A 26,893-nucleotide genomic window follows, 5' to 3' on the forward strand; every position below is an offset into this window, starting at 1 on the left:
TGAACAGAGGAGGGTCATGAGTTCCGGCCCCATCGCCGCGCCCACCCTCGCCGCCCCCGACCCGACCCCGCCGCGGCGCCGGCTCGGCCGCTGGTGGCTGCTCCCGCTGACCGCCGGCGCGCTCGTGCTGGGTACCACGGTCGCCCTGGCCACCAACGGCCACCTGCCCGGCGGGCCCGCCCCGACGGCCACCGACGCCACCGGCGGCAACGCCGGACTCGGCCCGGCGGCCCCCGGCACCCGCCCGACGCCGAGCGGCAACGAGGGCTTCGGCGCGGGCCCCGCGTCGGGCTCGCCGAGCCCGAGCGTCAGCGGCGGGGCCACGTCCGGCGCTTTCCCGGGCGGCCGCAACACGCTGCCCGGGGCGAGCATCTACCTCAAGAGCGGGGAGAGCTTCGCCGCCGGGCTGGCCCGCTCGGACCGCAGCTACGGCCCGCTGCGCATGGTCCGGGTCTTCTACCCGGGGCTGCCGCCGTCCTGGTCGGGCAGCCGCGCCGACGTCGCCAACCGGACCGTGGTGGTCTCGTTCAAGGCGCCGCCCGGCGAGGTGGCCGCCGGCAAGCACGACTCGCGGCTCGCCGCCTGGTTCCGCTCCGTCCCGCGGGACCTCGACGTGTACTGGTCGTACTTCCACGAGCCGGAGGACGACGTCGAGCGCGGCTCGTACACCGCCGCCCAGTACCGGGCCGCGTGGAAACGCCTCGCCGGCCTCGCCGACCGGGCCGGCAACGCCCGGCTGCGATCCACGCTGATCCTGATGTGCTGGACGCTCAACCCGAACTCCCGGCGCACCTTCGAGGACTACTGGCCGGGTGGCGACGCCATCGACGTGCTCGGCTGGGACTGTTACAACAGCGGCGGCAAGTACGACCGGTACACCGACCCGGCGCAGGTCTTCACCCCGATGATCAACAAGTCGAAGGCGCTGGGGAAGCCGTGGGGGCTCGCCGAGACCGGCAGCGTCCGCATCGCCGGGGACAGCAGCGGCACCGGCCGGGCCGCCTGGATCCGGTCGATGAGCCGGTACCTCGACGGGCAACGCCCGCTGTGGGTGGCGTACTACGACTACGAGGTCGCCGGAGGCGACTTCCGGCTCACCGACGCGCCGAGCCGGGAGGCGTGGCGGGCCTGGTGCGCCGCCTCCTGACCGGGCTCAGATCCCCCGGCCGCGCTTGTGCAGCGTACGCAGGACGCGGTCGGGGTCGACGGCCCGGCTGGCCACGGCGAGGGCCAGGTACGCGCGCGGCTCCCGGGGGTTGCGCGACAGCGTGCGCCGCGCCCAGCGCACGGCCTCGCCCCGGTTGCCCAGCGCCGCCTGGGCGAACGCGATCTGGCCGCTGACCCGCGCCTCGCCGGCCGGCACGGTGGCGAACTCCGGGTACCGGCCGAGCAGCCACTGCAACGCCACGGAGATGGTCTCCCAGCGCTGGGCGAAGTACGACTGCTTGTGCCAGCGCACCGTCACGTACGGCTCGACCAGGTTGACCAGCGGGGCGTGCCGGGCGGCCCGGAGCAGGAACTCGTAGTCCTCCGCGTAGCTGCCCGGGATCTCCTCGTCGACCAGCCCGATGCCGTCGAGCAGCGCCTCCCGGCGGATCAGGAACGTCGACGGGTGCAGCTCGGTGTGCCGGTCCCGCAGCAGGGCGGCCAGCGGCACCCGGTTGACCGGCAGCACCCGGTCGACCTGGCGGCCGTCGTAGTCGACCCGGATGCCGCAGCTCACGAACGCGCCGTCGGGCGCGGCGGCGAGCGCCGCCACCTGCGCGGCGAGCTTGCCGGGCAGCCACTCGTCGTCGTCGTCGCAGAACGCCACGAGGTCACCGGTGGCGGCCAGGATGCCCGTGTTGCGGTTGCCGGCCAGGCCCGGGTTGCGCTGGTTGACCAGCACGGTGACCCGGGGGTCGTCGGCCAGCGACCGGTCCGGCTCGGACTGGTCGTAGACGACCACCACGTCCACCCGGCCGGGGTAGTCCTGACCGAGAATCGCGTCGAGGGCCTTGCGCAGCAGCTCGGGGCGGTCCCGGGTGGGAACCACCGCGGTCACCGACGGGTACCCGCCGACCGGCTCGGTCATTGCGTCGGTGTCGTGCACCGGCTCGGTCATTGCGCCTCCGTGGAGCCCGGGCGGCCGAGGCCGACGTATCCGTACCGCAGACGCAGGGGCAGCGTCGCGGCGCTCACCACCACCCGGCTACGCGACGGCAGGGCCGTGCGCCAGGCGTCGTCCTGCCGGACCCGCAGCGGGCCGGCGTTGAACCGCAGCGGGTTGCCGGCGATGCTGTGCGCCGGGCGCAGCGGCGCGGGCGACGGGTCCAGCACCCGCAGCGCGCCGGGGTCGTCGGGCAGGCCGGCGAAGCGGCGCAGCCGGGCGATCGTGTCGCGCGGGTCGGCGGTGAAGTCCTCGTAGCGCAGCCGGACCACCGGCACGCGGGTGGCCAGCAGGTGGAACGCGGCGTTCTGCGCGGTCCACAACTTGCTCACCGTGAACGGCGAGAAGGTCGGCATGTACGCCTCGGCGTCCACCACCTCGGGCCGGCGTACCTGCTTCGCCCAGGAGTACGCCACCGCCCGGCTGTCCCGCACCAGGTGCAGCACCCGCAGATCGAGGTCGTCGGCCCAGCGCAGCGCGAACGCAGTGGAGGCGTGCTTGCTGGAGTCCACCACGAGCCGCGCGCCGGTCACCGCCATCGCGGCGGCGTAGATCCGGGTGTAGAGGTCGGCGTAGCGGCGCACCTCGTCGAGCTGTGCGGCGGGCAGCTCGGCCCGGGCCAGCCGGGGGATGTGCCGGGTCCGGTCGACAGCGTCCTTCAGCGCCAGCACGTCGGCGCGGTCGACCGCCGACCAGCCGCCGAAGGCGTGCTCGCCGACGCGCTGCCAGAAGTCACAGGCGGTGAACCGCTCCCCACAACCGCACCGCTCGTCGCCGCCGAGAGCCCGTTCCCACAGGTGCACCACCTCGCCGACCGCGCAGACGTCGGGATGCTGGGCTAGGATCAGCTCCAACAGGGTGGAGCCGCTACGACCCAGCCCGCCGACGAAGAGCACCCGGGCACTCACCGCCACCACCTGCGCCGCCCGGGTTCCCGGCTGGCACGGACCAGGTCCTCGACGATCCGGCCAACCGCTGTAGCGGCGGCGACCCGGGGGTCGGGCCGGTCCGGGTCGGCGGCCAGGGCGTACGTCAGCGGGTCCGCCACGCCCTTGTCCAGCGCCTCGACCAGGTCGGCCTCGGACTCGGCCAGCCGGACCATCCCGGCCGCGCCGAGCCGGCGGGAGAAGAGCTGCTGGTGGTTGTCGACGTGCTCGTGGTGGGCCGGGTCCCTGGGCACCACGATCGGCAGGTGCCCGTGCCGGCGTGCCTCGGTGATGGTGGCGGGACCGCCGTGGCAGACCACCAGGTCCGCCTCGGTCATCGCCCGCTGGAGCTCGTCGTGGGCCAGGAACGGCACCGCGCCCGGCAGCCGGGGCGCCCGGCTGCGCCCGTGCTGCACGACGAGCCGGACCTCCGGCGCGGCGGCGTCCCGGCCAACGTGCCAGCGCTCCAGCCAGTCGACCAGCCTGTCGAAACGGTGCACGTCCGTGCCGACCATGGCCAGGATCGTGCGGGGGGCCGGGGAGTCGCCGCGCTGGCGCGGAATCGGCAGGTTCACAGCAGGTTTCCCACCACGGTCGCCTTTGGATAGAGCCGGCGCTGCTCCTCCCACTGCACGAGCATCGCCGAGAGGAAGGGCCGACACAGCCGGGCCGAGAGCGTCGGGGTGTCGATCCGGTCGTAGACCTCGATGTAGACCGTGGGGATGCCGCGCAGCCGGGCCACCACCACGAAGGGCAGGGCGACCCCGGCACCGGTGGTGACCACCGCGGCGACATCCCGCCCGCGGAACACCCGCACGGCGAGCCAGAGGTTGCGGGCCAGGTTCTTCAGGTTGCGGGTGGTCGGGTGGTACGCCCAGACCACGTCCTCGCCGTCGAGCAGTGATCGGGCGTCCGGGGTGTCGAAGGTCACCCAGGAGCGGGCCCGGTTGCGGTACCACGGTGCGAGCGCCACCAGTTGGGCGAGGTGCCCGCCGCTGGAACCGACGAGCATGACTTCACCAGACTCCACGTACACCCGCCTCCCGAGGGCCCCACCGCGCCCCGGGACGCGCCCACCGGGGGCGGTCGACCGGACGGCGCGACGCCGCCACAATGTAGCGGCCCTGCGAACAGAAACATAAGTGGCGCTCATCATCATCCGACCTGTCGGATGGTTGCCAGCAGGACCTTTCGCCAATGCCGAGCTCCCCCGTCCCGCGCCTAGACTGCCGCTGACATCCACCGGGGCGAGGGGATCGCGGATGACCGACCAGACGGCCGAGGCAACGCAGGGTACCGGCAACGGGGTGACCCCCGACCCGGTCACCGTCCTCTACGTCTGCGGCATGCCGCGCAGTGGCTCCACACTGCTCGACCTGATGCTCGGCCAGTTCGTCGGGCACTGCGACGTCGGCGAGCTGTTCTACCTGTGGCAGTCCGGTGTCGAGCGGAACTTCCGGTGCGCCTGCGGTGAGCACTTCGACGCGTGCCCGTTCTGGGGCGAGGTGGGCCGGCGGGCGTACGGCGGATGGTCGCAGATCGACGTGGCCGACGTACGGGCGCTGCAACGCCGGGTCGATGCCACCGCCAAGATCCCGCTGATCGTGAACCCGGGGATGTCCGCTGCCTTCCGGCGGGACCTGGACCGCTACACCGAGCTGCTGACGAGGCTCTACCGGGCGGTGGGGGAGGTGTCCGGGGCGCGGGTCGTGGTCGACTCCACCAAGCGCCCGTCGCTGGCGTACATCCTGGCCCGGACTCCGCAGGTCGACCTGCGGCTGGTGCACGTGCTGCGCGACCCGCGCGGGGTGGCGTACTCGTGGAGCCAGGTGGTGGAGCTGCCCGAGGGCACCTCGACCAAGGGGCGGATGAACCAACGGTCGGCGCGGCTGACCGCCCGGCGCTGGGTCACCGTCAACGCGATGGTCGCCGCGCTGGGCCGCCGTGGCGTGCCCCGGGTCACCGTCCGGTACGAGGACCTGGTCCGCGACCCGCGCGGCGAGCTGGGCCGGATCGCGGCGCTGACCGCCGACGTGACCGGCGTCGTCGATCCGCTGGAGTTCCTCCGGGACAACGAGTTCGAGCAGGCCGGCTCGCACGCGGTGGCCGGCGGGCGGATCCGGATGCGTAGCGGCCCGATCACCCTGGCGCTGGACGAGAAGTGGCGCCGCGAGTACGCCCCGGGCCCCCGCCGCCTGGTCGGGGCGATGACCTGGCCGATGCGCCGCCGCTACGGCTACCGCTGACGCCCCTGTTCGGCGTCCGGCTCGGGCCGGCCGGCTCCCGGCTCGGCCGAAGGCGTCGGAACCGGCTCGGCCGAAGGCGTTAGGAAGGGACCCTTCCTATACCGAAAGCGTTAACAGGGGGCCCTTCCTTACCGGGCGGCGGCGGCCAGGTGGGCGTCGAGGGTGTCGAGCAGCTCCGGGGCCCGCTCGTAGTCGAACTTGCGGGCGAAATGCGCCCCGCTGGCCAGCGCGCGGGGCAGGTCCTCGGCGGTCAGCGACTTGGGGTGGTTGAAGGTGCTGTTCCGGAAGTCGAAGTAGCGCTTGCAGTCTGGCACCAGGTCGAAGCGGCCGGCGCTGCACACGATGGTCTGGAAGACCGCCTCGACCGGGGAGAGGCAGTGCCGGAAGTACTCCACCACGTCCGGCCGCCGGTCGAAGTACTCCCGCAGGTAGGCCACCACCGGCCAGCTCAGCGAGGAGAACGCCGACCCGCCGTGCAGCCGCAGGTCGTCCCCGAACGGGGTGCGGGCCCGGCGGCCGACCGCCAGCCCGTACGACACGTGCACCCGGACCAACGGCTGCACCCGGTTGACCGCCTGGAGCGGGCGGAGCAGCTTCTTGCCCCGGGGGCTGAGCCGGAGCAGCCGCCGGTGCTGGAAGTGGTAGCGGGAGCGGACCCGGCTGCGTGGCCAGTGGCTGTCCGGCCCATTCGCGTCCCAGTACTCCATGAACCCGTCGGCGCCCGAGTCGACCAGCTCGGCCTCGCACTCGCCGAGCGGGCGGAGGGGGTAGTCCTGACCGGTGATGTTCACCAGCCAGTCGACCTGCACCCCCTCGCCGTTCAGCCAGTCGACGGCAGCCATGTAGCGGTCTACATGACTGAAGTCACCGTATCCACCCTCGTGCATCTGCACGACGACGTCGGGCAGTGACCGCAGCTCGGCGAGGTCCAGCGGGGCACCGTTCACGTCGTGACTGACGTGCACAATGCTGTCTGGACTGTACTTTTTCACCGCGTGTACCAGCCGGTTCAGCTGCTCGGGTGACCGGTGGCTCTGGATGTGGTAGCAAAACCGCACCCGCTCATCCTCCCCCGCGACGCCGCCGCTGAGAAGCGAACCTTCGTCGGCTTCCCCTGACCGCTCGGATCAGGGAGACTCAAGGTTCGCCGTGGCACCGCTCGCCACGGACGACTGGCCGGCCCGGTCCAAAGGGAGCGACACAGCCCGATGCCCTCGTCTCACCACGCCGATCTGCGCGACTCAGACGGCCCCACGCTGATGACCTACATCGAGTGGCTTCGCCGCCGATGGTGGCTCCTCGTGGTGGCCGCGCTGCTCGGCGCGGGTGCCGGCATGCTGGTCAGCCAGGTGCAGACCCGCACGTACGTGTCGACCACGTCGCTGCTGGTCCGCCAGGTCGGCCCGGACGCCAACCCCGGCGCCAAGGTCAACCTCGACACCGAGGCGCAGGTCGTCCGTTCCCTGGTCGTCGCCGAGCGGGCCCAGGCTCTACTGAAGACCAATCTTCCCGCCGAGGACCTGGTCCGGTCGCTGTCGGTCACCGTGCCGCCGAACAGCCAGGTGCTCCAGATCGTGTTCGAGGCGGGCAGCCCCGAGGCCGCTCAGGCCGGCTCGCACTCCTTCGCCCAGGCGTACCTGGACCTGCGGCTGGCGACGGCCACCCGGTCCCTGGAGAACGAGACCACCGCGCTCAAGCAGCAGATCACCGAGACCAACAAGCAGCTCGCCGCCGTCGCCGGCAAGATCGCCGCCGCTCCGCCGAACTCGGTGGAGCGGGCCCGGGCCGAGGCCGACCGCAACGTGCTGACCAACCAGCTCGCCAGCCTCAACAGCCGGCTGAGCCCGCTGCTGAGCACCGCGCTCGACCCCGGCGAGATCATCTCGGACGCGCCGCTGCCCCGGAAGCCCAGCTCCCCGAACACCACCCTCAACCTGGCCAGCGGCCTCGGCGCGGGGCTGCTGTTCGGCATCGTGGTCGCCCTGGTGCTGGACCGGCTCGACACCCGGGTCCGGCGCGGCCGGGACGTCGCCGACCGGCTCGGCCTGCCGATGCTGCTGGAGCTGCCGACCCGCCAGGCCGGCCTGACCATCCTGCCGCCGGGCCACGAGGTCTCCCGCGAACTGGGCCGGCTACGCAACGTGCTGTTGTCGACGATGCCCGAGCCGCAGCCCGGCCGGGGACGCCTGCTGCTGCTCACCGACACCTCGCCCGGCCCGGCGGCCGGCTTCGTGGTCGGCAATCTCGCCGCCGCGTACGCCCGCACCGGCGCGCAGGTCGCGGTGGTCACGACCAAGCGGGACTCGCCGCTCCCCGCGATGCTCGGTGGGGTCAAGCCCCGGCACACCCTGGCCGACGTGCTGCGCCACGACGTGTCGGCGCTGACCGCGCTGACCCCGGCCCCTGGCCTCGGCCAGCTCCGGGTGCTGTTCCCCGGCAACCTCGACACCGAGGTGGAGCTGCCGGTCGCCACCATGCTGGAGGTGCTCGGAGAGCTGGCGGCCCGCTTCGACCACGTGCTGATCGAGACGGCCCAGCCGACGGCCGCGGTGGAGGCGCAGGCGCTGGCCCGGCACGTCAACGGGGTGATCCTGGTGATCGAGGGCGGGCAGACGCGCAGCAGCGAGATCACCGCCGCGATCCACCAGTTCGAGCAGGTCGACGCGCCGGTCCTCGGCGCGGTGCTGGCCCCCCGGCTGGCCGAGCGCGTCCCGGCCCCGCCCGCCCCGGCCGCGCGACGCGGCGGCCCGCCGTCGCCCCGCCCGCGGCCCGACCCGACGGTGCCGTCGCAGGCCGGCCCGCCCAACAACATCGAGTCCACGATGATCCTGCCCCGTTCCACCGCGAGCGCCCGGGACGCCCGGCCGTCCGGGCCGCAGGGGCCCGCCAAGCCCGCCCCCGCCCCGGCGGTTCAGGCCCCGCCGGTGCTTCCGTCCAGGCCGGTGACCCAACCGAAGCCCCCGGGCAAGTCCACCGTCTACCGCTCCTCGCGGGATTCCGACGGCATCGACCCCGGCCGGTACTCGATGGCCCTCGACCCGGTCGAGGACAGGGAGTGAACCGCCGGCGCGTCTTGGGCAACACGCTCGCGGTGGCGCTGGTCGCCGCCCTCGGCGCGGGTTGCGCCGAGGAACAGCCGCCCGGGGCCACCGACCTGGTCGACCCGGGCTCCCCGGCCCCCCGGCCCAGTCCCACCCCGAGCCTGCCGGCCGCCCCGCTGTCCGGAAAGCCGGTCGCCGAGGCGGTGGCGGGCCGCCAGGCGGTGGTGGTGCCGCTGCGGGTGACCGCCGGCACGAGCCCCGTGGGGCTGGCCGAGGCCGACCTGGTCTACCAGGAGTTCGCCGAGTCGGAGAGCCTGCACCTGACAGCGGTCTACCAGTCCCGGGACGCCGCGAGGGTGGGCCCGGTCGCGGAGATCCGCCCCGTGGACATCCGCACGGTCGGCGTGCTGCGCCCCTTCGTCGGGTACGCGGGCGGGCCTACCGGCTTTCTCAACCAGTTCGCCGCCGCCGAACTGGAGGGGGTCACCCCGGCGCAGCGCGCCGCCGCGTTCCCGTCCGGCCAGGCGTCGACCGCCGCGCTGCGCCAGGCGGCCCCGAAGGGTGGCGCAGCGCCGACCCAGGTCCTCGACCACGCCGCCCCGGGCGCCCCGCTGGGCAGCCAGGGCGTCAGCCCGGCCGGCAAGCTGACCGTCGCCGCCCCCGGGCACCCCACGCAGACCTGGGCGTACGACGCGGCCAGCTCGTCGTGGCGCGGCAAGATCGGCAAGGTCACGGTGAGCGTCGCCTCGGTCGTCGTGCTCACGATGGAATACCGCACCCTCACCGTGCGCAAGCCCAGCCACCGCTCGCTGCCCGGGGCGAACGTCTACGGCTCCGGCGCGGCGCTCGTGGTGTCCGGCCCGTCCAGCGCCAAGGCGAGGTGGAGCAAGCCCGGGCAGCGGCTGGTCTGCAACATCACCGACGAGGGCGGCTTCCAGGTCCGGCCACAGCCCGGCCCCGCCTGGGTGATCTACGCCCCGAAGAACGCCAAGGTCAGCGTGACATGACGACGGCCGCCCCGCTCCGGCCCGCACCGGGGCCGGAGCCGGCACCGGCGGGACGGCGTCCGGCCGACCCGCCGCGAACCCCGCCGGCAGCGCCGGCCCGGCGCTGGTCGCTGCGGCTGCCCCCCGCCTGGCCGGTGACCGCGCTCTTCGTGCTCTACCCGGTGTGGTGGGCGCTGGGCCTTCCCTCGTTCATCTTCGCCATCCTCGCCGTCCCGATGGCCTTCCGGCTCTACCGGCGCGGCAACGTCAAGGTGCCGCCGGGCTTCGGGCTCTGGCTGATCCTGCTGGCCTGGGTGGTGCTGTCCGGGCTGATGCTCGGCATCACCGCGCCCAACACGCTCGCCCCGAGCGGCTCCGGCCGGTACATCGGCTGGGGCATCCGGGTGATGAACTACACCGCCCTGACGGTGACGATGCTCTACGTCCTCAACCTCAGCGAGCGGGAGCTGCCCCGGGGACGGCTGGTGAAGCTGTTCGGCTTCATGGCCGTGATCACCGTCATCGGCGGGTACGTGGGGGCGCTGTTCCCGCAGCTCAAGTTCGTCGCGCCGCTGAACTACATCCTGCCCTCCGCCATCGCCAAGGAACCGTTCGTCAACCGGCTGATGCACGTCGAGGTCGCCCAGGTGCAGGAGGTGCTCGCCGGGGAAGCCAGTTCGCCCCGCCCGGCCGCCCCCTTCGAGTACACCAACACCTGGGGCGAGAACATGGCGATCCTGCTGATCTGGTTCATCGTCGGCTGGGTGGTCCTCGGCCGGGGGCCACGCCGGCTCACCGGTTACCTCGTGGTGGTCGCCGCCGTCTTCCCGATCGTCTACTCGCTCAACCGGGGGCTGTGGATCGGGCTGGTGATCGGCGCGGTGTACGTCGCGGTGCGGCTGGCCCTGCGTGGTCGGGTCGTCGTGTTGGTCGGGTTGGCGCTGGCCACCGGGCTGATGGGGGTGGCGGTGCTCGCGTCCCCGCTGGGCGACCTGCTCAACGAACGCATGGCCAACGGGCACAGCGACGACATCCGGGCCACCCTGTCCAGCGGTGCGGTCGAGGCGGCCAACCACTCGCCGGTGCTCGGCTACGGTGGCAACCGGGCCCTGATCGGCAGCAACCGGTCGATCGCGATCGGCAAGTCGGCCGACTGCAAGCAGTGCGGCAACCGGGAGTTGGGCAGCAACGGGCAGGTGTGGAACCTGCTGACCGGCCAGGGCTGGGTGGGCGCATTCTGCTACAGCGCGTTCTTCCTGTGGTGCCTGTGGCGGTTCCGGCACGACCACACCCCGATCGGCATCGCCGGCAGCCTGGTGCTGATCCTGATGCTGTTCTTCCAGTTCCTCTACGGCTCGTTGAACACCACCCTGGCGTACGGGCTGATCAGCGTGGCGCTGCTCGCCCGCAACGACCTGCACCTGCGCGCGGCGCGCCGCGAGGCCCGGCTCGCCGCCGTCGAGGCCGCGGTCGCCCCGACCGCACCCCGTGCCCTGCCCGAACGGCGGTTCCGCTGATGCTCACCCCACCCCCCGGCGCCGACGCGCGCGGCGCGTACCTGCCCGAGTTGGCCGGCCTGGTCTGGCCGGCACCGGCCCGACCGGCGCTGCGGCGCGGCGGCCGGGCCGGGTTCGCGGTGGTGCCCTCGGCCGCGCGGCCCCGGCTGCTGGTGCCGGCCGGCTCCCGGCGGGCGGCGGCCGGCGCGGTCCGGCACTCCACCGAGGCGCAGAGCGCGAAGGCCCGGCTGCGCCGCGCGGTGCTGGCCGCCGCGTTCCGCACCGGGCTCGGGCGGCTCGCCTTCCGCGACCGGCTGGTGGTCGACGCGGGCGGCGACGCGCTCGACGCGCACCTGGCCGCCGTGCTGGGCCGCCCGGCGCTGCTGAGCATCCACATCGGGCCGGCGCGGGCCAACCGCAAACCGGTGGTCCAGCTCCTCGACGCCGCTGGCGACCCGATCGGGTACGCGAAGCTCGGCGTCGACCCGCTCACCCGGGCCCTGGTCGAGGCGGAGGCGGCGGCGCTGGCCCGGTTGGCGAAACTCGACCTGCCCGGCGTGCAGGTGGCCGAGGCGCTGCACCACGGCGTCTGGGGCGGGCACGCCCTGTTGGTGCAGAGTGCCCTGCCGGTGGGGCTGCCCCGGGCCGCGCCCGCGCCGGCCGCCGAGGCCGAACGGGCAGCCATGGTCGCGGTGAGCCGCTGCGTCGGCGTGGAGCGCCGCCCGTACGCGGGCAGCGCCCACGACCGGCGGCTCCGCGACGAGTTGGCGGCGCTCGGGGACCGGCCGGAGGCGGCCCGGCTGCGCGCGGTGCTGGCCGAGGTCCGCCGCGTCGACCCGGTGCTGGCCCTGGGGGCCTGGCACGGCGACTGGAACGGCGGCAACAGCGCGGCCCTGGCCGACGGCCGGGTGCTGGTGTGAGACTGGGAACGGTTCGCCGACGACGTGCCGCTGGGCTTCGACGCCCTGCACCGGCGGGTGCAGACGGCGATCACCCGCGCCGGGGTGGAGCCCCGGGCGGCGGCGGGGCGGCTGATCGCCGCGGCGGCGGACGACCTGGCCCCGTTCGGCCAGCCGGCCGGGGTCGCCGACCTGGTGGCGGTGCTCTACCTGGTCGAGTTGGCGGCGCGCTACCTGCGCGACCGGCAGGCCGAGGCGGGGGCCCGGCTGGGACACGTGGACGCCTGGCTGCTGCCGGCGGTGGAGGATCACCTGGCCGGGCGGCCGGGTGCGGGAGGAGTGGCGAAGTGACGCTGGTCAAGGCACAGGCGCGGCGCGCGGTGCGGTCGGTGAGTCGGACGTATGGCCGGTGGACCGCCGGTTCGCGGCTCGCCCCCGACTTCCTCATCGTGGGCGCGCAGCGCTGCGGCACGACGTCGCTGTTCAAGACCCTGTCGCAGCACCCGGCGGTGCTGCCGGCGGTCTACCACAAGGGCGTGCACTACTTCGACACCGGCTACGACCGGGGGCTGGACTGGTACCTCGGGCACTTCCCGACGGTGCGCCGCGCCGAGGCGGTGCGGCAGCAGGTCGGGGTGCGCGGGGTGACCGGGGAGTCGAGCCCGTACTACATGTTCCACCCCCTCGCGGGCGAGCGGATCGCGAAGGACCTGCCGGGCGTGCGGCTGCTGGTGCTGCTACGCGACCCGGTGGAGCGGGCGTACTCGGCGCACACCCACGAGGCGGCCCGGGGCTTCGAGACGGAGGGCTTCGAGCGGGCCCTGGAGCTGGAGCAGGAGCGGATCGCCGGGGAGCGGGAGCGGCTGCTCGCCGACCCGACGGCGCACAGCCACCACTTCCAGCACAACGCGTACCTGACCCGGGGTCAGTACGTGGAGCAGCTCGAACGCCTTGAGTCGATCTTCGGCCGGGACCGGCTGCACGTGATCGACGCGGACGACTTCTTCGCCGAGTCCCGGCCGGCGTTCGACGCGGTCTGCGACTTCCTCGGCCTGCCGCGCTGGGCGGACATCTCGTTCGGCAAGCACAACGCGCGGTCCCGTTCGCCGATGGACCCGGCGCTGCGGGCCCGGCTGGAGGAGCACTTCGCCCCGTACGACGAGCGGTTGAGCACCTGGTGGGGACGCGTGCCGTCGTGGCGACGGTAGCCCCGGCCCGGTCGGGCGCCGGCGAGCTGGGCGGAGCGGCCCGGCACGGGGTCGCGAACCTGCTCGGGGTGGCGGTCGCGGCGGTCGCCGGGTTCGGCCTGAACATCGTCGTCACCCGGGGCTGGTCCATGTCGGACGCCGGCCTCTTCTTCGCCGCCACCAGCGCGTTCATGATCGCATACGCGGCGGCGCGGCTGGGTACCGGCGTCGGCGCGGTCTACTTCATCAGCCGCTACCGGGCCCTCGGCCAACCGGAGCGCCTGCGCGCGTCGGTGCTGGTCGGGCTGCTGCCGGTGCTGGGGGTCGGCACGCTGATCGCGGTGGCCGGCTGGTGGGCGGCTCCCCGGATCGTGGCGCTGACGTTCGACGAGCCGGTGCCCGGTGCGGTGCGCGCGCTGCGGGTGCTGCTGGTCTTCGTGCCGGTGGCCGCGCTCTGCGACTTCGCCCTGGCCGCCTGCCGGGGCTTCGGCAAGATGCGCCCGCTGCTGTTGATCGAGCGGTTCGGCCGGACCGGGCTGCAACTGGTCGGGGTGGGGCTCGCCGCCGTCCTCGGCCTCTCGGCGACGACGGCGCTGCCGCTGGCCTGGGTCGCACCGTACCTGCCGGCCGCGCTGGTCGGCACCGTGTGGCTGGCCCGGCTGGTCCGGCGCGCGGAGCGGGGCGCGCAGGCCCCGGCGGTGTCGCTGCGCGAGGAGTTCGGCCCGTACTGGCGCTACAGCGGGCCCCGCGCGCTGAGCGGCCTGGCCCAGATGGTGGTGCAGCGGCTCGACATCGTGCTGCTCGGCGCGCTGCGCGGGCTGTCCGAGGCGGCGCTCTACACGGCGGCCACCCGGTTCCTCGCCCTCGGGCAGCTCTCCGGGCAGGCGCTCTCCACCGCCGTGCAGCACCGGCTCGCCGAGCACATGGTCCGCGACGACCGGGACGCGGCCGGCCGGCTCTACCAGGCGGCCACCGGCTGGCTGGTGCTGCTGGCCTGGCCGGCGTACCTGCTGTTCGCGGTGTTCGCCGAGCCGATGCTGCACCTGTTCGGCGACGGGTACGCCGCCGGGGCGCGGGTGACCGTCTTCCTCGCCCTGACCATGCTGGTGGCCACCGGCTGCGGCATGGTAGACACAGTGCTCAACATGGCCGGCCGAACGTCCTGGACGTTCTACAACGCGCTGGCCGGCACGCTGGTCAACGTGGTGCTGAACGTGCTGCTCATCCCACGTTTTGGCATCATGGGCGCGGCGGTCGCCTGGTCGTCGTCCATCCTGATCACCAACCTGGTGCCGCTGGCCCAGCTGCACCACGCATACCGGCTGCACCCGTTCGGCCGGGGCACGCTGGCCGCCGCCGGGCTGGCGGTGGCGTGCTTCGGCGTGCCGGCGCTGATCGCCCGCGCGGTGCTCGACGCCGGGCCGGTCACCCTGGCGGTGCTCGCGGTACTCGGGACCACCGGGTACGCCGCCGGGGCATGGCGGCTACGCCGGGTGCTCCAGCTCGACGCGCTGCGGGCCCTGCGCCGGGGCCGCCGACGCTGAGGCCCGCTCGGGTCTTGTTCACGAGAACGTCCGCCGCCGGGTACACCGGTGGCACCGGTACGGGAAGGTGCGGCAACGATGAAGCGGTTCCACAGGGCGGTGGCGCTCCTGCTCGGGTCGGCGCTGGCCGTCACGGCCTGCTCCGAGTCGGCCCCGGACTTCGTGCCGCCCCCGGCCGGCACCGCGCCGACGGTGTCCCCCCGCGCGACGGACGACCTGGCCACCACCGGCCGGGGCCCGGAGCTGCCCGAGAAGGGCGTCTGGCTGGGCGCGTGGGTGAAGCCGGACTGGCAGACCCCGGAGGGGCGGGTCGAGGCGCTGACCGCGTTCGCCGACCAGACCCGCGGCAAGGTGACCCTGGCGCACATGTTCCACGAGTGGGAGGACGACTTCCCCGGCCCCACCGAGTACGCCTTCCAGGCCACCGGGAAGCTCCAGATGATCTCCTGGTCGGGTGCCGACACCCGGTCCATCCGCGACGGCGTCTACGACCAGCTCATCCGGCAGCGGGCCGAAAAGATCAAGCAGTTCGGGGTGCCGCTGCTGCTGCGCTGGCGGTGGGAGATGGACCGGCCGAACCTGGCCCAGAGCGTCCACTCGCCGGAGGACTACGTCGCCGCCTGGAAGCGCATCCGGGGCATCTTCACCGAGGTCGGCGCCACCAACGCCGCCTTCGTCTGGTGCCCGCACGTGCAGGGCTTCGTCGACCCGTCCCGCAACGCCGCGGCGTACTACCCCGGCGACGACCAGGTCGACTGGCTCTGCACCGATGTGTACCCGGGCAAGGAGTTCGAAGGCTTCGCCCCCCAGATGGACACCTTCATGGCGTTCGCCGCCCAGCACCCGCGTCCGGTAGTGATCGGCGAGTTCGGGGTCACCTACCCGGGCGCGCCCGGCCAGCGCGGCGCGTGGCTGCGCGAGGCCGGCGACTACATCAAGCGGCACCCGCAAATCAAGGCCGTCGTCTACTTCGCCGCGAAGCAGACGAAGCCCGCGTACGACAGCACCTTCAACGACGACCCGGAGGGGCTGGCCGCGTTCCAGGAACTGACGGCGGACCCGTGGTTCTCCGCACCGCCGCCGCCCACCCCCGCGCACGGTCCGCGCGCCCAGTGACCTCGTCTTTTCGTACGAGCGGCCCGGCTGCACCGGCGGCGGCCGGCACGTTGTCGGTCACAACACGCCCCCCGGGGTAGACGCCGCGCGTTCCGTGCGCGATCGTGTCATCGAGCTTCCGTCCGGTCGTCGCCTCTACGACCCGGGTCACCGAGTGGGTTCGCCCGATCGCACGGAGGCGCCTCACACCGATCTCCGCCGTTCATCCGGAGTTGCCCGTGGTCCGTTTTCCGGCGCTCGGTCGCCGACCCCTCGCGGCCCTGACCGCCGCCGCACTGACCGTTTCCGGCATCCTCGTCGCTGGCCCGGCCCCCGCCGCCCCCAACCACACCACCGTGGTCGGCGCGGTTCCCTCCTCCCTCACCCCGAACATCGTGGACGGCACCGTCTTCGCCATCCACGACGCCGGCAGCAAGGTCGTCGTCGGCGGCTCGTTCACCGGGGTGCAGAACCGCAACTCGGACGTCACGATCGCCCGCAAGTACGTGCTGGCCTTCGACAAGGCCACCGGCCAGGTGGACACCGCGTTCGCCCCGGTGGTCGACAGCGAGGTCTACGACATCCTCGCCGGCCCGACGGCCGGCACCGTCTACCTCGCCGGCAAGTTCAACACCGTCAACGGCACCAGCCGCCGCAAGCTGGCCCTGCTCAACCTGGCCAACGGCAGCGTGGTCACCAGCTTCCCCAACCTGAACTTCAACGGCCTGGTCAACGACATCGCCAAGGTTGGCAGCCGGCTGCTCGTGGGCGGCATCTTCACCACCGCCGCCACGCAGCCGCGCAACGGTTTGGCCTCGCTCGACGCCGTCACCGGCGTGGTGGACAACTACCTCACCGCGTCGCTGACCGGGCACCACAACTACGACGGGATCAGCGGCGCGAGCGCCGGCGTCGGGGCCGAGAAGATGGCCGTCTCGCCGGACGGCACCCAGCTCGTGGTGATCGGCAACTTCAAGAAGGCCAACGGGGTGCTGCACGACCAGGTGGTCCGGATCACCCTGGGCGGCTCCGCCGCGACCGTGTCGTCCTGGAACACCAACCGGTACGAGCCGCGCTGCGCCTACAAGTCGTTCGACTCGTACGTGCGGGACGTGAGCTTCTCCCCCAACGGCAGCTACTTCGTCATCGTCACCACGGGTACGGCGTACGCGGGAACGCTCTGCGACGCCGCGGCCCGCTGGGAGACGTCGTCCACCGGCACCACCGTCCAGCCGACCTGGGTCGCCTACACCGGCGGGGACACGTTCCTCTCCGTGGGCATCACCGAGCAGGCCGTCTACGTCGGCGGTCACTTCCGCTGGCTGAACAACACCTCCGCCACGAACTCGGCGTACCCGGGCGCGGTGGCCCGGCCCAGCATCGCCGCCCTCGACCCGCTCAACGGCCTGCCGCTGTCGTGGAACCCGGGCCGGCACCCGCGCGGCTACGGCGTGGCAGAGCTGCTGGTCACCCCGCAGGGCATCTGGCTCGGCTCGGACCAGCCCTGGATCGGCAACTTCCAGTACCGCCGGGAGCGGATCGCGTTCTTCCCGCTCAGCGGCGGGGCCGCCCCGCACTCCACCGCCACCGCCACCCTGCCGGGCAGGGTCTACCAGGCCGGGTTCAGCAGCGGCTCGGTCAACGCGGTGCAGCGCCGGTCGTACGACGGGACGAGCGCCGTGGGCGCGGCCACGCCGGTCGCCAACCCCGACGGCACCACCTGGTCGACGGCGAAGAGCGCCTTCTGGGCCGGCGGCACCCTGTTCTACGGGATGAGCGGCGCGCTGTGGCGGCGCACGTTCGACGGCACCACCTTCGGCAAGCCGACGCGGGTCGACCCGTACCACGACGCGCTGTGGGACACGGTGGTGACCGGTTCCGGGCCGGAGGGCCAGACGTACGCCGGCAACACGGTGAGCTTCTACCCGGAGATCGCCAACATGACCGGCATGTTCTACACCAACGGCCGGCTCTACTACACCCTGACCGGGCAGAACGGCCTCTTCTGGCGCTGGTTCAACCCGGACAGCGGCACCGTCGGGGCGGACAAGTTCACCGTGGCCGGAGCGACCGGCTTCGCCGACTCCGGCGGAGTCTTCGTCGCCGGGTCCCGGATCTACATGGTCAGCCGTAGTCTCGGCAACCTGTCGTCGGCCAACTGGGTCAACGGTGCGCCCTCGGGTAGCTGGACGGTGCGCAGCGGCCCTGCCCAGGGCGGGGTCGACTGGCGGACGAAGGCGATCTTCGTCGGCCCCTAGCCCAGATCACGACGGCAGCGAGCCGGGGCCGGACGGGGCATCGCCCTGACGGTCCCGGCTCGCTACTGTCGTTGACGTGCCCACCGAGCCTCTCCGCTGCGCCAACGCGTTGATCGTCGACGACAACGGCCGCCTCTTCGTCCCGCGCCGGTCCCCGCAGCGGGCCGCCTTCGCGGCGCTGCGCTCGATCGGTCTGTGAGCGAGGACGTCGAGCTTCCGTCGCACCGGTTCGCCGGGCTGGTCGCCCCGGCGGTCGACCGGGTCTTCGTCGCCGGCATCCTCGCCGGTCGGGACGGAGGTGGCGCGGAGCTGAGCCAGCGGTACGGCGGGCCGGCGGCCACGGGTTTCCTGGTCGAGTTCCGCACCCGGCTGGCCGCGCCGGGCGGGACGGTCGACCCGGCGGGCTTCGCTGCGGTGACCCGGTACCGCGACCCGGCCTCCTGCCAGCGGGCGCTGGACAAGCAGGTCGCGTACGGCATGCTGCACCGCCGCCCAGACGGCTGCATCTGCGCCACGGAACGCGGCCTCGCCTTCCTGGCCGAGCTGTACCAGGTGCACGCCGAGGTGACCGAGGAGCTGTGGTCCGGGCACGACGACCGGGTGCTCCGGCTGGTCGAGACACTCGGCGGGCTGCTGGCGTACGCGCTGGTCAGCGCCGAGGAGGGGGCCGACGTGCTGGGCGACGCGTTCGCGGTGACGGCACCGCCGTACGAGCCGGACGGCACCGCGCCGGGGGTGCTGCTGCTCAACCGGCTGGGCACGCTGCGCTACCACCGGGCCGACGCGCACGCGGCGGCGTGGACGGCGGCGGGGCACACCGCTCTGAGCGTCGGCGAGCTGCCGGCCGGCCCGGAGCGGCTGGCCATCGAGCTGGAGACGGACCGCCGGGCGGCCGGCCCGTACGCGGTGCTGACCGCCGAGGAGCGGCTGACCATGCTGGCGGACCTGGCCGCGCTGCCGGGCTGACGCCGAGGCGCGGTGCGGTGCCGCCGGGCTGACGCGCCGGTTGACGGCGGGCGCGGTCCGCCCCGGCGCTATCCTCCACCGGTGACCCGGAGACGTACCAAGGAGGCGGTCGCATGATCGGGATGGTCCTCGCGGCCGGTGCGGGGCGCCGACTGCGCCCGTACACCGACACCCTGCCCAAGGCGCTGGTGCCGGTGGACGGTGACACCACCATCCTGGACATCGCGCTGCGCAACCTCGCCGAGGTCGGCCTCACCGACGTGGTGATCGTCGTCGGATACGCCGCCGACGCGGTCGTGACCCGCCAGGCGGAGCTGGAGAAGCGCCACGGCGTCACGATCACCCTCGTGCCCAACGACAGGGCCGAGGAGTGGAACAACGCGTACTCGCTCTGGCTGGCCCGGGAACACTTCGCCCGGGGCGTGCTGCTGGTCAACGGCGACACCGTGCACCCGGTGAGCGTGGAGCGGACCCTGCTGGCCCAGCGCGGGCCGGGCATCCTGCTCGCCGTGGACACGCTCAAGCCGCTGGCCGAGGAGGAGATGAAGACCACCTTCGACGCCGCCGGCCAGCTCACCCGGATCACCAAGCTGATGGACCCGGGCGAGGCGTACGGAGAGTACATCGGCGCGACGCTGATCGAGCCGCGGGTGGCCGACGCGCTCGCCGACGCCCTGGAGGCGACCTGGCGGCGGGACCCGAACCTCTACTACGAGGACGGCTACCAGGAGTTCGCCGAGCGCGGCGGCGAGGTGCGGGCGGCGCCGATCGGCGACGTCTCCTGGGTGGAGGTCGACAACCACGACGACCTGGCCCGGGCGCGGGAGATCGCGTGCCGCTACTAGCCCGCACGATCCTCACCCCGCTGCACATAGACGTGCGGCGGGGCGCGGTGGCGGACCTGGCCACGATCCTGGCCGACGGGCGGATCTCCTCCGGCGGCGACGTCGCCGTGGTGGTCGGGCCGGGGCAGGGCGGGCAGATCGCCGAGCTGATCCGCCCGTCGCTGCGCTCGGCGGACGTGTTCACCGTGGCCGGCGGCACCCTCGACGCGGCTGACGACCTGGGCGGGAAGCTGCGCGCCCGGTCGTACGACGCGGTGGTGGGCATCGGCGGCGGCAAGACCATCGACGTGGCCAAGTACGCGGCCACGCGGCGCGGCCTGCCGATGGTGACCGTGGCGACGAGCCTGGCCAACGACGGCATCGCCTCCCCGGTGGCCTCGCTGATCACCGGTGGGATCAAGGGCTCCTACGGGGTGCACATCCCGATCGCCGTCATCGTGGACCTCGACTTCGTGGAGGCCGGGCCGGAGCGGCACAACAGGGCCGGCATCGGCGACGTGGTGAGCAACATCAGCGCGCTGGCAGACTGGGAGTTGTCCCGCCGGGTACGCGGGGAGCCCGTCGACGGCCTGGCCGCGTCGCTGGCCCGGATGGGGGCCGAGGCGGTCCTCGCCCACCCCGGCGACATGACCGACGACGCGTTCGTCATCGTGCTGGCCGAGGCGTTGATCTCCAGCGGCCTGGCGATGGCGGTGTGCGGCACCTCCCGCCCGTCCAGCGGCGGCTGCCACGAGATCATGCACGCGGTCGACGCCCTCTTCCCCGGCACCGCCTCGCACGGCGAGTTGGCCGGCCTCGGCGCGCTGTTCTGCACGTTCCTGCGCGGCGACGGGCGGCGTCTCGCGGAGATGTCGGCCTGCCTGGCCCGGCACAACCTGCCCCGGCTCCCGGCCGAGGTCGAACTGACCGACGACCAGTTCGTCGAGGCGGTGCAGTTCGCGCCGGCCACCCGGCCCGACCGGTACACCATCCTGGAGCACCTGGCGATGTCGGCTTCCGAGACGCGGGAGCGGCTGGCAGACTACGCCGGTGCACTCCGCGACCTTGGCTGAGCCGTCCCGCCCCTCCGTAGCCGACTTCCACCGGGTCAACCGGGGCGGTGGCCTGTTCAGCGAGTCGATCAGCCAGTGGCTGGGCGCGGTGTTCGCGCTGGTCGCCCAGCGACTCGGGCTGCGCCCCACGGCGCTGACCATCGCCAACCTGGTGCTGGGCCTGGCCACGTCGGTGACCGTGGTGGCGCTGGCCGACCGGGTCGCCGCCGGCAACGTACCGGCGTGGGTGGTGGGGCTGGCCGCGCTGGTCGGCTGGCAGGTCGCGTACTCCCTGGACTGCGCCGACGGGCAGCTCGCCCGGGTGACCGGGCAGGGCAGCGCGGCGGGTGCCCGGGTGGACGTGCTCTGCGACGTGGCCGCCCAGATCGCCCTGGTGGCCGCGCTGTCCGCCACGGCCGTGGCGCAGCGTCCGGGGACGCCGAGCTGGCTGGTCGCGCTCTTCGCGGGCACCTGGATGGTCAACCTGGTGACGTCGGTGATGCAGTCCGGCCCGAACGCGGCCAGCATGGTCACCTCGACGTCGCTGCCGGTGCGGCTGGTGAAGCTGGTCCGCGACTACGGCGCGGTGATCTTCGTGGCGGCCGTGGTGCTGGCGTTCGCCCCGGCCCTCACCCTCTGGGTGGTGGTGGCGTTCACCGTGGTCAACGGCGGCTTCCTCCTGGCCAGCATCGCCTTCTCCGCCCGCGCCTCGCTGCGCTGAGGTGTGCAAGGAGGGGCCCCCTGTTAAGCAGGTTGCCGTAAGTCTTGTCGGTAACCGTCTGGGTTGAGGCTCGTCGTGCGGTGTGGACCTCGCTGGGTTTGCATGGAGTTTCCGACAACGTGCAAACACCAGCGAGGCCACGATCAGTATGCGACCGGCACAGACCTACGCCAACCCGACCGACGCCGAGTACCAGCAACTGCTCACCGCGTTGCACCACCAATGGCGCGTCGCCATGCGCACGGTGATGATCCTGCTCTCCGCCGACGGCATGTCCCCGGCGGAGATCGCCGAACTCCTGCACTACGACGACCCCGTCACCGTGCGCCGCTGGATCCGACGACACAACGCCGAAGGCCTGGCCGGCCTACCCGACCGGCCTCGTTCAGGCCGGCCCCGCCACGGCAGCACCGGCCTCGGCCGACGGATCCGCGTCCTCCTGACCACCCCGAAGGCCTGGACCACCCTCCGGATCTGGCGAGCCCTCGACCGACCCGCGATCAGCCTGCGCACCACCTACCGGCGCATCCGCGAACACGCAAACTGGCGCCGGCCCCGCCTGGTCGCCAAGACCGACCCCGACCACGACACCATCTGCACCCGTATCCGCGCTCACCTGCGACACCTGCCCGCCGGGACGGTCATGCTGGCCGAGGACGAAACCTACCTCGAACTCCTCGCCAAAGTCCGCGCATGCTGGCAGCCCACCGGCATCCGCCACCGCATCCCCACCCCCGGCCGCAACCAACGCCGCAGCATCTACGGCGCGATCAACCTCACCACCGGCGTCTTCCACTACCACGCCTGCGTCAAGGCCGTGTCCGAGGTGTTCTGCTACTTCCTCCAGCAACTCCTCGACGCCTACCCCGACGCCCCGGCCGTAGTCGTGCTCTGCGACAACGACACCACCCACACCAGCCGCCACACCCAGGCGTGGCTCGCCCAACACCCCCGCCTACACCTGATCACCGGCGCCCGTTACAGCCCCCAGGACAACCCCGTCGAACGCATCTGGGCCGCCCTCAAACACCACATCGCCAACACCGCCGTCACCACCCTCGCCGACCGACTCCGCCAAGCCCACACCTTCTTCCGCCACCGCACCTCCGACCAGAACCTCACCACCGCCGCACCCTGGACCAGCCCATGGCTACCCCACGAATACCGACAGAACTTCTGGCCAGGCGCTTAACGCATTCTGTATAGGAGGGGCCCCGGTTAACGCGGTTGGGCGGTTGAGCACGCTGCCATCGGGTGAGCCGGCTCCGACCGCACCGCAGCGGGCACCCGCGACAGCAGGAGGTCCGTGCGCGCGTTGGCTCAGAGCTGGGCGAGCCACTGTCGGGCCCGCACGGCGCTGCCCGTGCCAAGGGCGACCATCAATGCCGCTCTTGCTTTGGGGCCACTGAGGCCGCGGGCGCTGATGGCCCCGACCGTCATGGCCAGGCCGTTGACGTATGCCGGGTCCGGCAGCGACGGGTTGGTGGTGGTGTGGCAGCGGGAGGCGACGACCACCGGGATGCCCCACTCCGTGAGGTCACTGATGGTGGCGAACAGGCTGGCCGGCACGTTACCCACCCCGGTCCCTTCCAGCACGATGCCGGCCGCGCCGGCGTCCACGGCCGCGGTGAGCAGCGTGGATTCCATCCCGGGATAGGTCTTGATGAGCGCGACGTCGGATGCTGGTTGGCCCACGGGGTCGGGCGGTCGCGGCGGCGGTGCGGCAACGGGCACCACACGGTTTGCCACCACGTGGGCCAGGAGCGGGAACGGGGCGGAGGAGAACGCCGTCACGCCGGCGTTGACGTTGGTGGCCCAGCGGGCGGCGTGCAGTTCGTCGTTGAGGCAGAGCACGGCTCCGGCTCGGTGCAGCGCCGGATCGCAGGCGGCGGTGATCGCGCTGGCGAGGTTGCGAGGCCCGTCGGCGGACAGCTCGTCGGCGCGCCGTGTCGCGCCGGTGAACACGATGCCGGCCCGCGTGGCGGCGGCTCCGGCGAGCAGATCGGCCAGGAACGCCGTCTCCTCCATGGTGTCGATGCCATGGGTGACGACGACGCCGTCGTAGCCGTCGTCCAGGATCGCGGCGCGTACCCGCCGAGCGAGCGTCAGCATCGTGGCCGGCGACATGTCCCAACTTGGCTCCGTCATGACGTCCTCGACGCTCACCTCAGCGCTCAACTGCGTCGTCGGAATGCCGGTGAGAAGCTGCGCACCGGTGAACACGGTCGGCTCAGTGTCGCGCTGCCCGTAGGCGTGAATGTCCTTGGTGGCCACGAGCAACACCCGGGGTGCCACGGCATACGTCCTTTCGGTTCTGCCTGATCCGCGCTGGCTACGGGATCACCAGCAGCGGCGACATGATTACGAGGAAGGCAGCCAGGGCGGCCACAGCCACGGCACCGCGCCGCAGGAGGGCGACGATGGCCGAGCCGGGCTTCTGCCCACCGGCAGCGCGCGAAGTTCGTGGCATGCCCTCCGTAGGCGTGGTCATCGCGGCGGATCGGGAAGGCTCAACTGCTGCTCCAGCCGCTCGATCCGGGCGATCAGCGGCTGCAGATGCTGCTGCATCGCCGTTGCGAGCGCCTGGACCGGTTCGGCGGAGGGTTGCGGCGATGTCTGGGCACGCAGATGCACGTAGCCGGCCAGCGCCGCGGCCACGGCGCGGCGGGTCAGCCGAGGGTCGGCTCCCAACGAGCGCAGCACCTGTCCGGCGACACCGTCCGGCTCGGCGACCAGGCCCAGCAGCAGATGTTCACAGCCGATGTAGTTGTGCCCGAGTGAGGTCGCCTCGGTCACCGCCAGCTCCAGCGCACCGGCGGCTGCGGTACTGAAATGCACCGACCCGTCTTCGGATGTTCCACCCGGCTCCACACCGGGATGCCGCCGCAGGTCACGCAGCACGTGCGCCGGGTCGATCTCGATGGCCCGCAGCACGTGAAGGGCCAGATTGCCGCCTTCACCGACGATTCCGGCGAGCAGGTGACCGGTACCCACCGACGGCGCCGACGCCGTGCCGGCGTGCTCAATGGCCAGCGCGAGCACCGCCCGGGCCCGCTCGGTGAAGTGAGGGAACCGTTCATCCAGATCGTCACGGGTGAGCTGCCCCAGGGCGGTCTGCCGGACGGCGGTGACCCGGCGCACCGCCTGCTCCAAGGCGCGTTGGCAGATCGCCGATACCGGCACACCGGTTTCCTTGACTGCCTCGGCCAGCTCGTCGGGCAGATACACGTTGATCTTCGGCATCAAGACCCTCCACACCTGGGGGTTATGAACGGGGTACGTCACTTATACCCCCACTGGGGTTATCGGACAACCCCAAGACTTGACGTCCGACAATCACACCGTCGATCAGTTCGCGCGGGCGGGGGCCGATCCGGCGGCCACGGGAGTTGGAGGTGGGGTTGACCGAGCGGTGGCGCGACGCCCAGCCCATCGCGCGGGTGCTGGTGCACACCTCGCTGACCGGGCTGGCCGAGGCGCTGGGCCGCTGGACCGCCGACCACGACCGGGTGCTGGACGGGCCCGCCGAGGAGCGGTATCTCGTCCCGCCCGGCCCCGGCGTGCCGACGCGGGCGTACCGCACGGAGATCGCCTGGCCGATCCGCTCCGAACCGGGGCGGTCATCCCCACCCACAGTCCACGAGGCCAAATGATCGTCGAGAACGTGTCCTGCGCCGGCGGGCAGCACTGCGAGACCACCGCGCTCGGTGTCCTGCTCCGTCACGAGGGCATCGACCTGTCCGAGCCCATGCGGTTCGGCCTCGGCGAAGGCCTCGGCTTCGTCTACTGGGACGCCAAGAACATGGGCTTTCCGTTCCTCGGTGGCCGGACCAAGCCGATGACCATCACCCGGACCCTGGCCGCCCGGCTGGGCCTGACGATGCGCGTCGAGGAGACCACGTCGGTGCGCAAGGCCTGGCACAACGTCGCCGCCGCCATCGACGCCGGCCGGCCGGTCGGGCTACAGCTCGACTCCTACCACCTGGACTACTTCACCGTGAAGGTCCACTTCGGCGGCCACGTCGTCGCGATGTACGGCTACGACGACACCCACGCCTACCTGGTCGACACCGCCCAGCAGGGCGGCGCCGTGACGACCACCCGCGCGAGCCTGGAACTGGCCCGAAACGTTCGCGGGCCGATGACGGCCCGGAACCTCTCCTACACCCTCGCCTGCGGTGGGGACCGGCCGAAGCTGGGCGAGGTCGTCGGTGCGGCCATCCGCAGCAACGCCCACGACTTCCTGAACCCGCCCATCGCCAACCTCGGCCACCGCGGCATCCGCAAGGCGGCCGGGCAGGTGCCGAAGTGGCTCACCCGCAGCGCCGACCCGCGCCACGACCTCGCCCTGGCCGCCTCGCTGATGGAACGCGGCGGAACCGGCGGCGCCCTGTTCCGCGCCATGTACCGCGATTTCCTCGCCGAATGCTGCACCATCGTCGACGACGACAACCTCCGTCGCGGTCATCAGATGTACCGCGAGATAGCTCCGCTGTGGACGGAAGTCTCCCGCCATCTCGCGGCCGCCGCAGAAACCACCGACCACCGCCACCTGGTCGACGCCTCGGCCGTCCTTTCGGACCTGGCAGACCGCGAACACGACGCCATGCAGACACTGGCCAACATCCGTACCGGGTAAAAACGGCTATGCGACCGGCAGGAGCCCGCGTTCGGCGAAGACCTTCTTCGCGGTGAACGTGGCGTTGAGGGCGCGCGGGAACCCACAGTAGACGGCCGAGTGCAGGAACGCTTCGATGATCTGCTGCGGGGTGAGGCCGACGTTGAGCGCGGCGTTGATGTGGACGTCTAGCTGCGGTTCGCATCCGCCGAGTGCGGTAAGCATCCCGAGGGTGACGAGCTGCCGGTCTCGTGGCTCGAGGCCAGGGCGGGAGTAGATCTCGCCGAAGCCCCAGGCGACGATCTGGTGGCCGAGTTCCGGTGAGATGTCGCCGAGCGCGTCGATGACCTTTGCGCCCGCGGCCCCGTCGACCGCGTCGAGCACCGCCTTGCCCCGTTCGAAACCTTCCTGCCGTTCTTTTTTCTCAGTCATCTTCAGATCCCTTCTCCTGCTGTGATTGGAGCGCCGCGAGGTCATCCAGGTAGGTAGCGATTTTCCCGGCCAACGCCTTCTCGTGGGCGCGAAGCCGGGCGATCTGCCTGCGCAGGCCCGCCTGATGTGCTTCGAGCAAGCGCAGACGCGGCTCGGTCGTGACCGACCCGCGCTCCCGGAGCTGCGCGTACTCGCGCATCTGCGCGATCGGCATGCCCGTCTCCCGTAGCCGGAGCAGGAACTTCAACCATTCCACATCCGCCGACGAGTACCGGCGCTGATTCCCGGAGTTCCGCGCCACCGGTCGGATCAACTCCGCACGCTCGTAGTAGCGCAGAGTGTGCCCCGACACTCCGGTCGCCGCGGTCATCTGCGCGACGGTGAGCCCTGCCTCGTCCTCTGCCACGTCAGCAGAGTAGAAGTTAGAGTGCGCTCTAAGTCAAACCCGAGGAA

At 72.5% G+C, this 26,893-nt stretch carries 29 protein-coding genes; 19 read left to right on the top strand and 10 right to left on the bottom strand.

Annotation, left to right across the window (positions count from 1 at the left end; translation table 11 throughout):
• The first annotated feature begins 16 nt into the window (after window positions 1–16).
• Window positions 17–1,147 carry a hypothetical protein gene (locus MCAG_RS14255; RefSeq protein ID WP_007073682.1) on the top strand — a complete coding sequence of 377 codons (1,131 nt, stop codon included), beginning with the start codon at window positions 17–19 and terminating at the stop codon, window positions 1,145–1,147.
• Between the two features lie 6 nt (window positions 1,148–1,153).
• On the opposite strand, the gene MCAG_RS14260 is transcribed toward MCAG_RS14255, so the two are convergent.
• Genes MCAG_RS14260 through MCAG_RS32575 form a run of 4 tightly spaced genes read right to left on the bottom strand, consistent with a single transcriptional unit; the run spans window position 1,154 to window position 4,087 of the window.
• Window positions 1,154–2,104, bottom strand: a complete 951-nt coding sequence (locus MCAG_RS14260) for a glycosyltransferase family A protein (RefSeq protein WP_007073683.1) — start codon at window positions 2,102–2,104, stop codon at window positions 1,154–1,156.
• Window positions 2,101–3,066 carry a sulfotransferase gene (locus MCAG_RS32565; protein ID WP_007073684.1) on the bottom strand — a complete coding sequence of 322 codons (966 nt, stop codon included), beginning with the start codon at window positions 3,064–3,066 and terminating at the stop codon, window positions 2,101–2,103. The genes MCAG_RS14260 and MCAG_RS32565 overlap by 4 nt, the downstream gene beginning before the upstream one ends.
• Entirely contained in the window at window positions 3,054–3,590 is a 537-nt protein-coding gene (locus MCAG_RS32570; protein ID WP_157548504.1) for a glycosyltransferase, read from the bottom strand. Before MCAG_RS32570 ends, MCAG_RS32565 begins: the two co-directional genes overlap by 13 nt.
• A 56-nt stretch (window positions 3,591–3,646) precedes the next feature.
• Window positions 3,647–4,087, bottom strand: a complete 441-nt coding sequence (locus tag MCAG_RS32575) for a polysaccharide biosynthesis protein (protein WP_050777967.1) — start codon at window positions 4,085–4,087, stop codon at window positions 3,647–3,649.
• A 250-nt stretch (window positions 4,088–4,337) separates the two neighbouring features.
• Here MCAG_RS32575 and MCAG_RS14280 point away from each other — a divergent pair, with 250 nt between their 5' ends.
• Window positions 4,338–5,321, top strand: a complete 984-nt coding sequence (locus tag MCAG_RS14280; RefSeq protein ID WP_050777968.1) for a sulfotransferase — start codon at window positions 4,338–4,340, stop codon at window positions 5,319–5,321.
• 128 nt (window positions 5,322–5,449) lie between these two features.
• On the opposite strand, the gene MCAG_RS14285 is transcribed toward MCAG_RS14280, so the two are convergent.
• Complete coding sequence (locus tag MCAG_RS14285) at window positions 5,450–6,268, bottom strand: hypothetical protein (protein WP_157548069.1); 819 nt, start codon at window positions 6,266–6,268, stop codon at window positions 5,450–5,452.
• Window positions 6,269–6,529: 261 nt separating this feature from the next.
• On the opposite strand from MCAG_RS14285, the gene MCAG_RS14290 reads away from it, so the two are divergent.
• The 15 genes from MCAG_RS14290 to MCAG_RS14345 all read left to right on the top strand — a co-directional run bounded on the left by MCAG_RS14290 (window position 6,530) and on the right by MCAG_RS14345 (window position 22,582).
• Window positions 6,530–8,380: a hypothetical protein gene (locus MCAG_RS14290; protein WP_007073689.1), complete on the top strand. Its 1,851-nt coding sequence runs from the start codon at window positions 6,530–6,532 to the stop codon at window positions 8,378–8,380.
• Window positions 8,377–9,369: a DUF3048 domain-containing protein gene (locus MCAG_RS29700; RefSeq protein WP_050777969.1), complete on the top strand. Its 993-nt coding sequence runs from the start codon at window positions 8,377–8,379 to the stop codon at window positions 9,367–9,369. Before MCAG_RS14290 ends, MCAG_RS29700 begins: the two co-directional genes overlap by 4 nt.
• On the top strand, window positions 9,366–10,865 hold the full coding sequence (locus tag MCAG_RS14295) for an O-antigen ligase (protein WP_050777970.1): 1,500 nt from the start codon (window positions 9,366–9,368) through the stop codon (window positions 10,863–10,865). Before MCAG_RS29700 ends, MCAG_RS14295 begins: the two co-directional genes overlap by 4 nt.
• Window positions 10,865–11,764 (top strand): hypothetical protein, encoded by a 900-nt coding sequence (locus tag MCAG_RS14300; RefSeq protein WP_232290171.1) that lies wholly within the window; start codon window positions 10,865–10,867, stop codon window positions 11,762–11,764. Before MCAG_RS14295 ends, MCAG_RS14300 begins: the two co-directional genes overlap by 1 nt.
• Window positions 11,765–11,788: 24 nt before the next feature.
• Window positions 11,789–12,094, top strand: a complete 306-nt coding sequence (locus tag MCAG_RS34805; RefSeq protein ID WP_232290172.1) for a hypothetical protein — start codon at window positions 11,789–11,791, stop codon at window positions 12,092–12,094.
• Window positions 12,091–12,951 carry a sulfotransferase domain-containing protein gene (locus MCAG_RS14305; protein WP_036373429.1) on the top strand — a complete coding sequence of 287 codons (861 nt, stop codon included), beginning with the start codon at window positions 12,091–12,093 and terminating at the stop codon, window positions 12,949–12,951. The genes MCAG_RS34805 and MCAG_RS14305 overlap by 4 nt, the downstream gene beginning before the upstream one ends.
• A complete protein-coding gene (locus MCAG_RS14310; RefSeq protein ID WP_232290173.1) occupies window positions 12,939–14,474 on the top strand; it encodes a lipopolysaccharide biosynthesis protein in 1,536 nt (511 codons plus the stop codon). The genes MCAG_RS14305 and MCAG_RS14310 overlap by 13 nt, the downstream gene beginning before the upstream one ends.
• Window positions 14,475–14,552: 78 nt before the next feature.
• Window positions 14,553–15,590 (top strand): glycoside hydrolase family 26 protein, encoded by a 1,038-nt coding sequence (locus MCAG_RS14315; protein WP_157548071.1) that lies wholly within the window; start codon window positions 14,553–14,555, stop codon window positions 15,588–15,590.
• Window positions 15,591–15,808: 218 nt separating this feature from the next.
• Window positions 15,809–17,827 (top strand): hypothetical protein, encoded by a 2,019-nt coding sequence (locus tag MCAG_RS14320; protein ID WP_036373431.1) that lies wholly within the window; start codon window positions 15,809–15,811, stop codon window positions 17,825–17,827.
• 76 nt (window positions 17,828–17,903) lie between these two features.
• A complete protein-coding gene (locus MCAG_RS35740; protein ID WP_255348992.1) occupies window positions 17,904–18,026 on the top strand; it encodes a hypothetical protein in 123 nt (40 codons plus the stop codon).
• Entirely contained in the window at window positions 18,023–18,793 is a 771-nt protein-coding gene (locus MCAG_RS14325; protein ID WP_007073695.1) for a hypothetical protein, read from the top strand. Before MCAG_RS35740 ends, MCAG_RS14325 begins: the two co-directional genes overlap by 4 nt.
• A gap of 113 nt (window positions 18,794–18,906) precedes the next feature.
• On the top strand, window positions 18,907–19,638 hold the full coding sequence (locus MCAG_RS14330) for a sugar phosphate nucleotidyltransferase (protein ID WP_007073696.1): 732 nt from the start codon (window positions 18,907–18,909) through the stop codon (window positions 19,636–19,638).
• Window positions 19,626–20,690 carry an iron-containing alcohol dehydrogenase family protein gene (locus MCAG_RS14335; RefSeq protein WP_007073697.1) on the top strand — a complete coding sequence of 355 codons (1,065 nt, stop codon included), beginning with the start codon at window positions 19,626–19,628 and terminating at the stop codon, window positions 20,688–20,690. Before MCAG_RS14330 ends, MCAG_RS14335 begins: the two co-directional genes overlap by 13 nt.
• Complete coding sequence (locus tag MCAG_RS14340) at window positions 20,668–21,390, top strand: CDP-alcohol phosphatidyltransferase family protein (protein ID WP_007073698.1); 723 nt, start codon at window positions 20,668–20,670, stop codon at window positions 21,388–21,390. Before MCAG_RS14335 ends, MCAG_RS14340 begins: the two co-directional genes overlap by 23 nt.
• Before the next feature lie 148 nt (window positions 21,391–21,538).
• The gene (locus tag MCAG_RS14345; RefSeq protein WP_157548073.1) at window positions 21,539–22,582 is read left to right on the top strand and encodes an IS630 family transposase; all 1,044 of its coding nucleotides are present in this window, start codon (window positions 21,539–21,541) and stop codon (window positions 22,580–22,582) included.
• Window positions 22,583–22,710: 128 nt separating this feature from the next.
• Here the strand turns inward: MCAG_RS14345 and MCAG_RS14350 are convergent, their stop codons facing one another.
• Genes MCAG_RS14350 through MCAG_RS14355 form a run of 3 tightly spaced genes read right to left on the bottom strand, consistent with a single transcriptional unit; the run spans window position 22,711 to window position 24,633 of the window.
• A complete protein-coding gene (locus MCAG_RS14350) occupies window positions 22,711–23,685 on the bottom strand; it encodes an asparaginase (protein ID WP_036373434.1) in 975 nt (324 codons plus the stop codon).
• Window positions 23,686–23,722: 37 nt separating this feature from the next.
• Complete coding sequence (locus MCAG_RS34810) at window positions 23,723–23,860, bottom strand: hypothetical protein (RefSeq protein ID WP_232290174.1); 138 nt, start codon at window positions 23,858–23,860, stop codon at window positions 23,723–23,725.
• 17 nt (window positions 23,861–23,877) lie between these two features.
• A complete protein-coding gene (locus MCAG_RS14355; RefSeq protein ID WP_036373436.1) occupies window positions 23,878–24,633 on the bottom strand; it encodes a Clp protease N-terminal domain-containing protein in 756 nt (251 codons plus the stop codon).
• 152 nt (window positions 24,634–24,785) lie between these two features.
• Here MCAG_RS14355 and MCAG_RS14360 point away from each other — a divergent pair, with 152 nt between their 5' ends.
• Together MCAG_RS14360 and MCAG_RS14365 are read left to right on the top strand one after the other, a co-directional pair.
• Window positions 24,786–25,043, top strand: a complete 258-nt coding sequence (locus MCAG_RS14360; RefSeq protein WP_157548077.1) for a hypothetical protein — start codon at window positions 24,786–24,788, stop codon at window positions 25,041–25,043.
• Window positions 25,040–26,029, top strand: a complete 990-nt coding sequence (locus tag MCAG_RS14365; protein WP_036373440.1) for a BtrH N-terminal domain-containing protein — start codon at window positions 25,040–25,042, stop codon at window positions 26,027–26,029. Before MCAG_RS14360 ends, MCAG_RS14365 begins: the two co-directional genes overlap by 4 nt.
• A 6-nt stretch (window positions 26,030–26,035) precedes the next feature.
• Here MCAG_RS14365 and MCAG_RS14370 read toward each other — a convergent pair whose 3' ends face one another.
• Together MCAG_RS14370 and MCAG_RS14375 are read right to left on the bottom strand one after the other, a co-directional pair.
• Entirely contained in the window at window positions 26,036–26,440 is a 405-nt protein-coding gene (locus MCAG_RS14370) for a carboxymuconolactone decarboxylase family protein (protein ID WP_036373443.1), read from the bottom strand.
• On the bottom strand, window positions 26,433–26,846 hold the full coding sequence (locus MCAG_RS14375; RefSeq protein ID WP_007073705.1) for a MerR family transcriptional regulator: 414 nt from the start codon (window positions 26,844–26,846) through the stop codon (window positions 26,433–26,435). Before MCAG_RS14375 ends, MCAG_RS14370 begins: the two co-directional genes overlap by 8 nt.
• Between the last annotated feature and the right edge of the window lie 47 nt (window positions 26,847–26,893).

Source organism: Micromonospora sp. ATCC 39149 (genome assembly GCF_000158815.1).
GTDB lineage: Bacteria > Actinomycetota > Actinomycetes > Mycobacteriales > Micromonosporaceae > Micromonospora.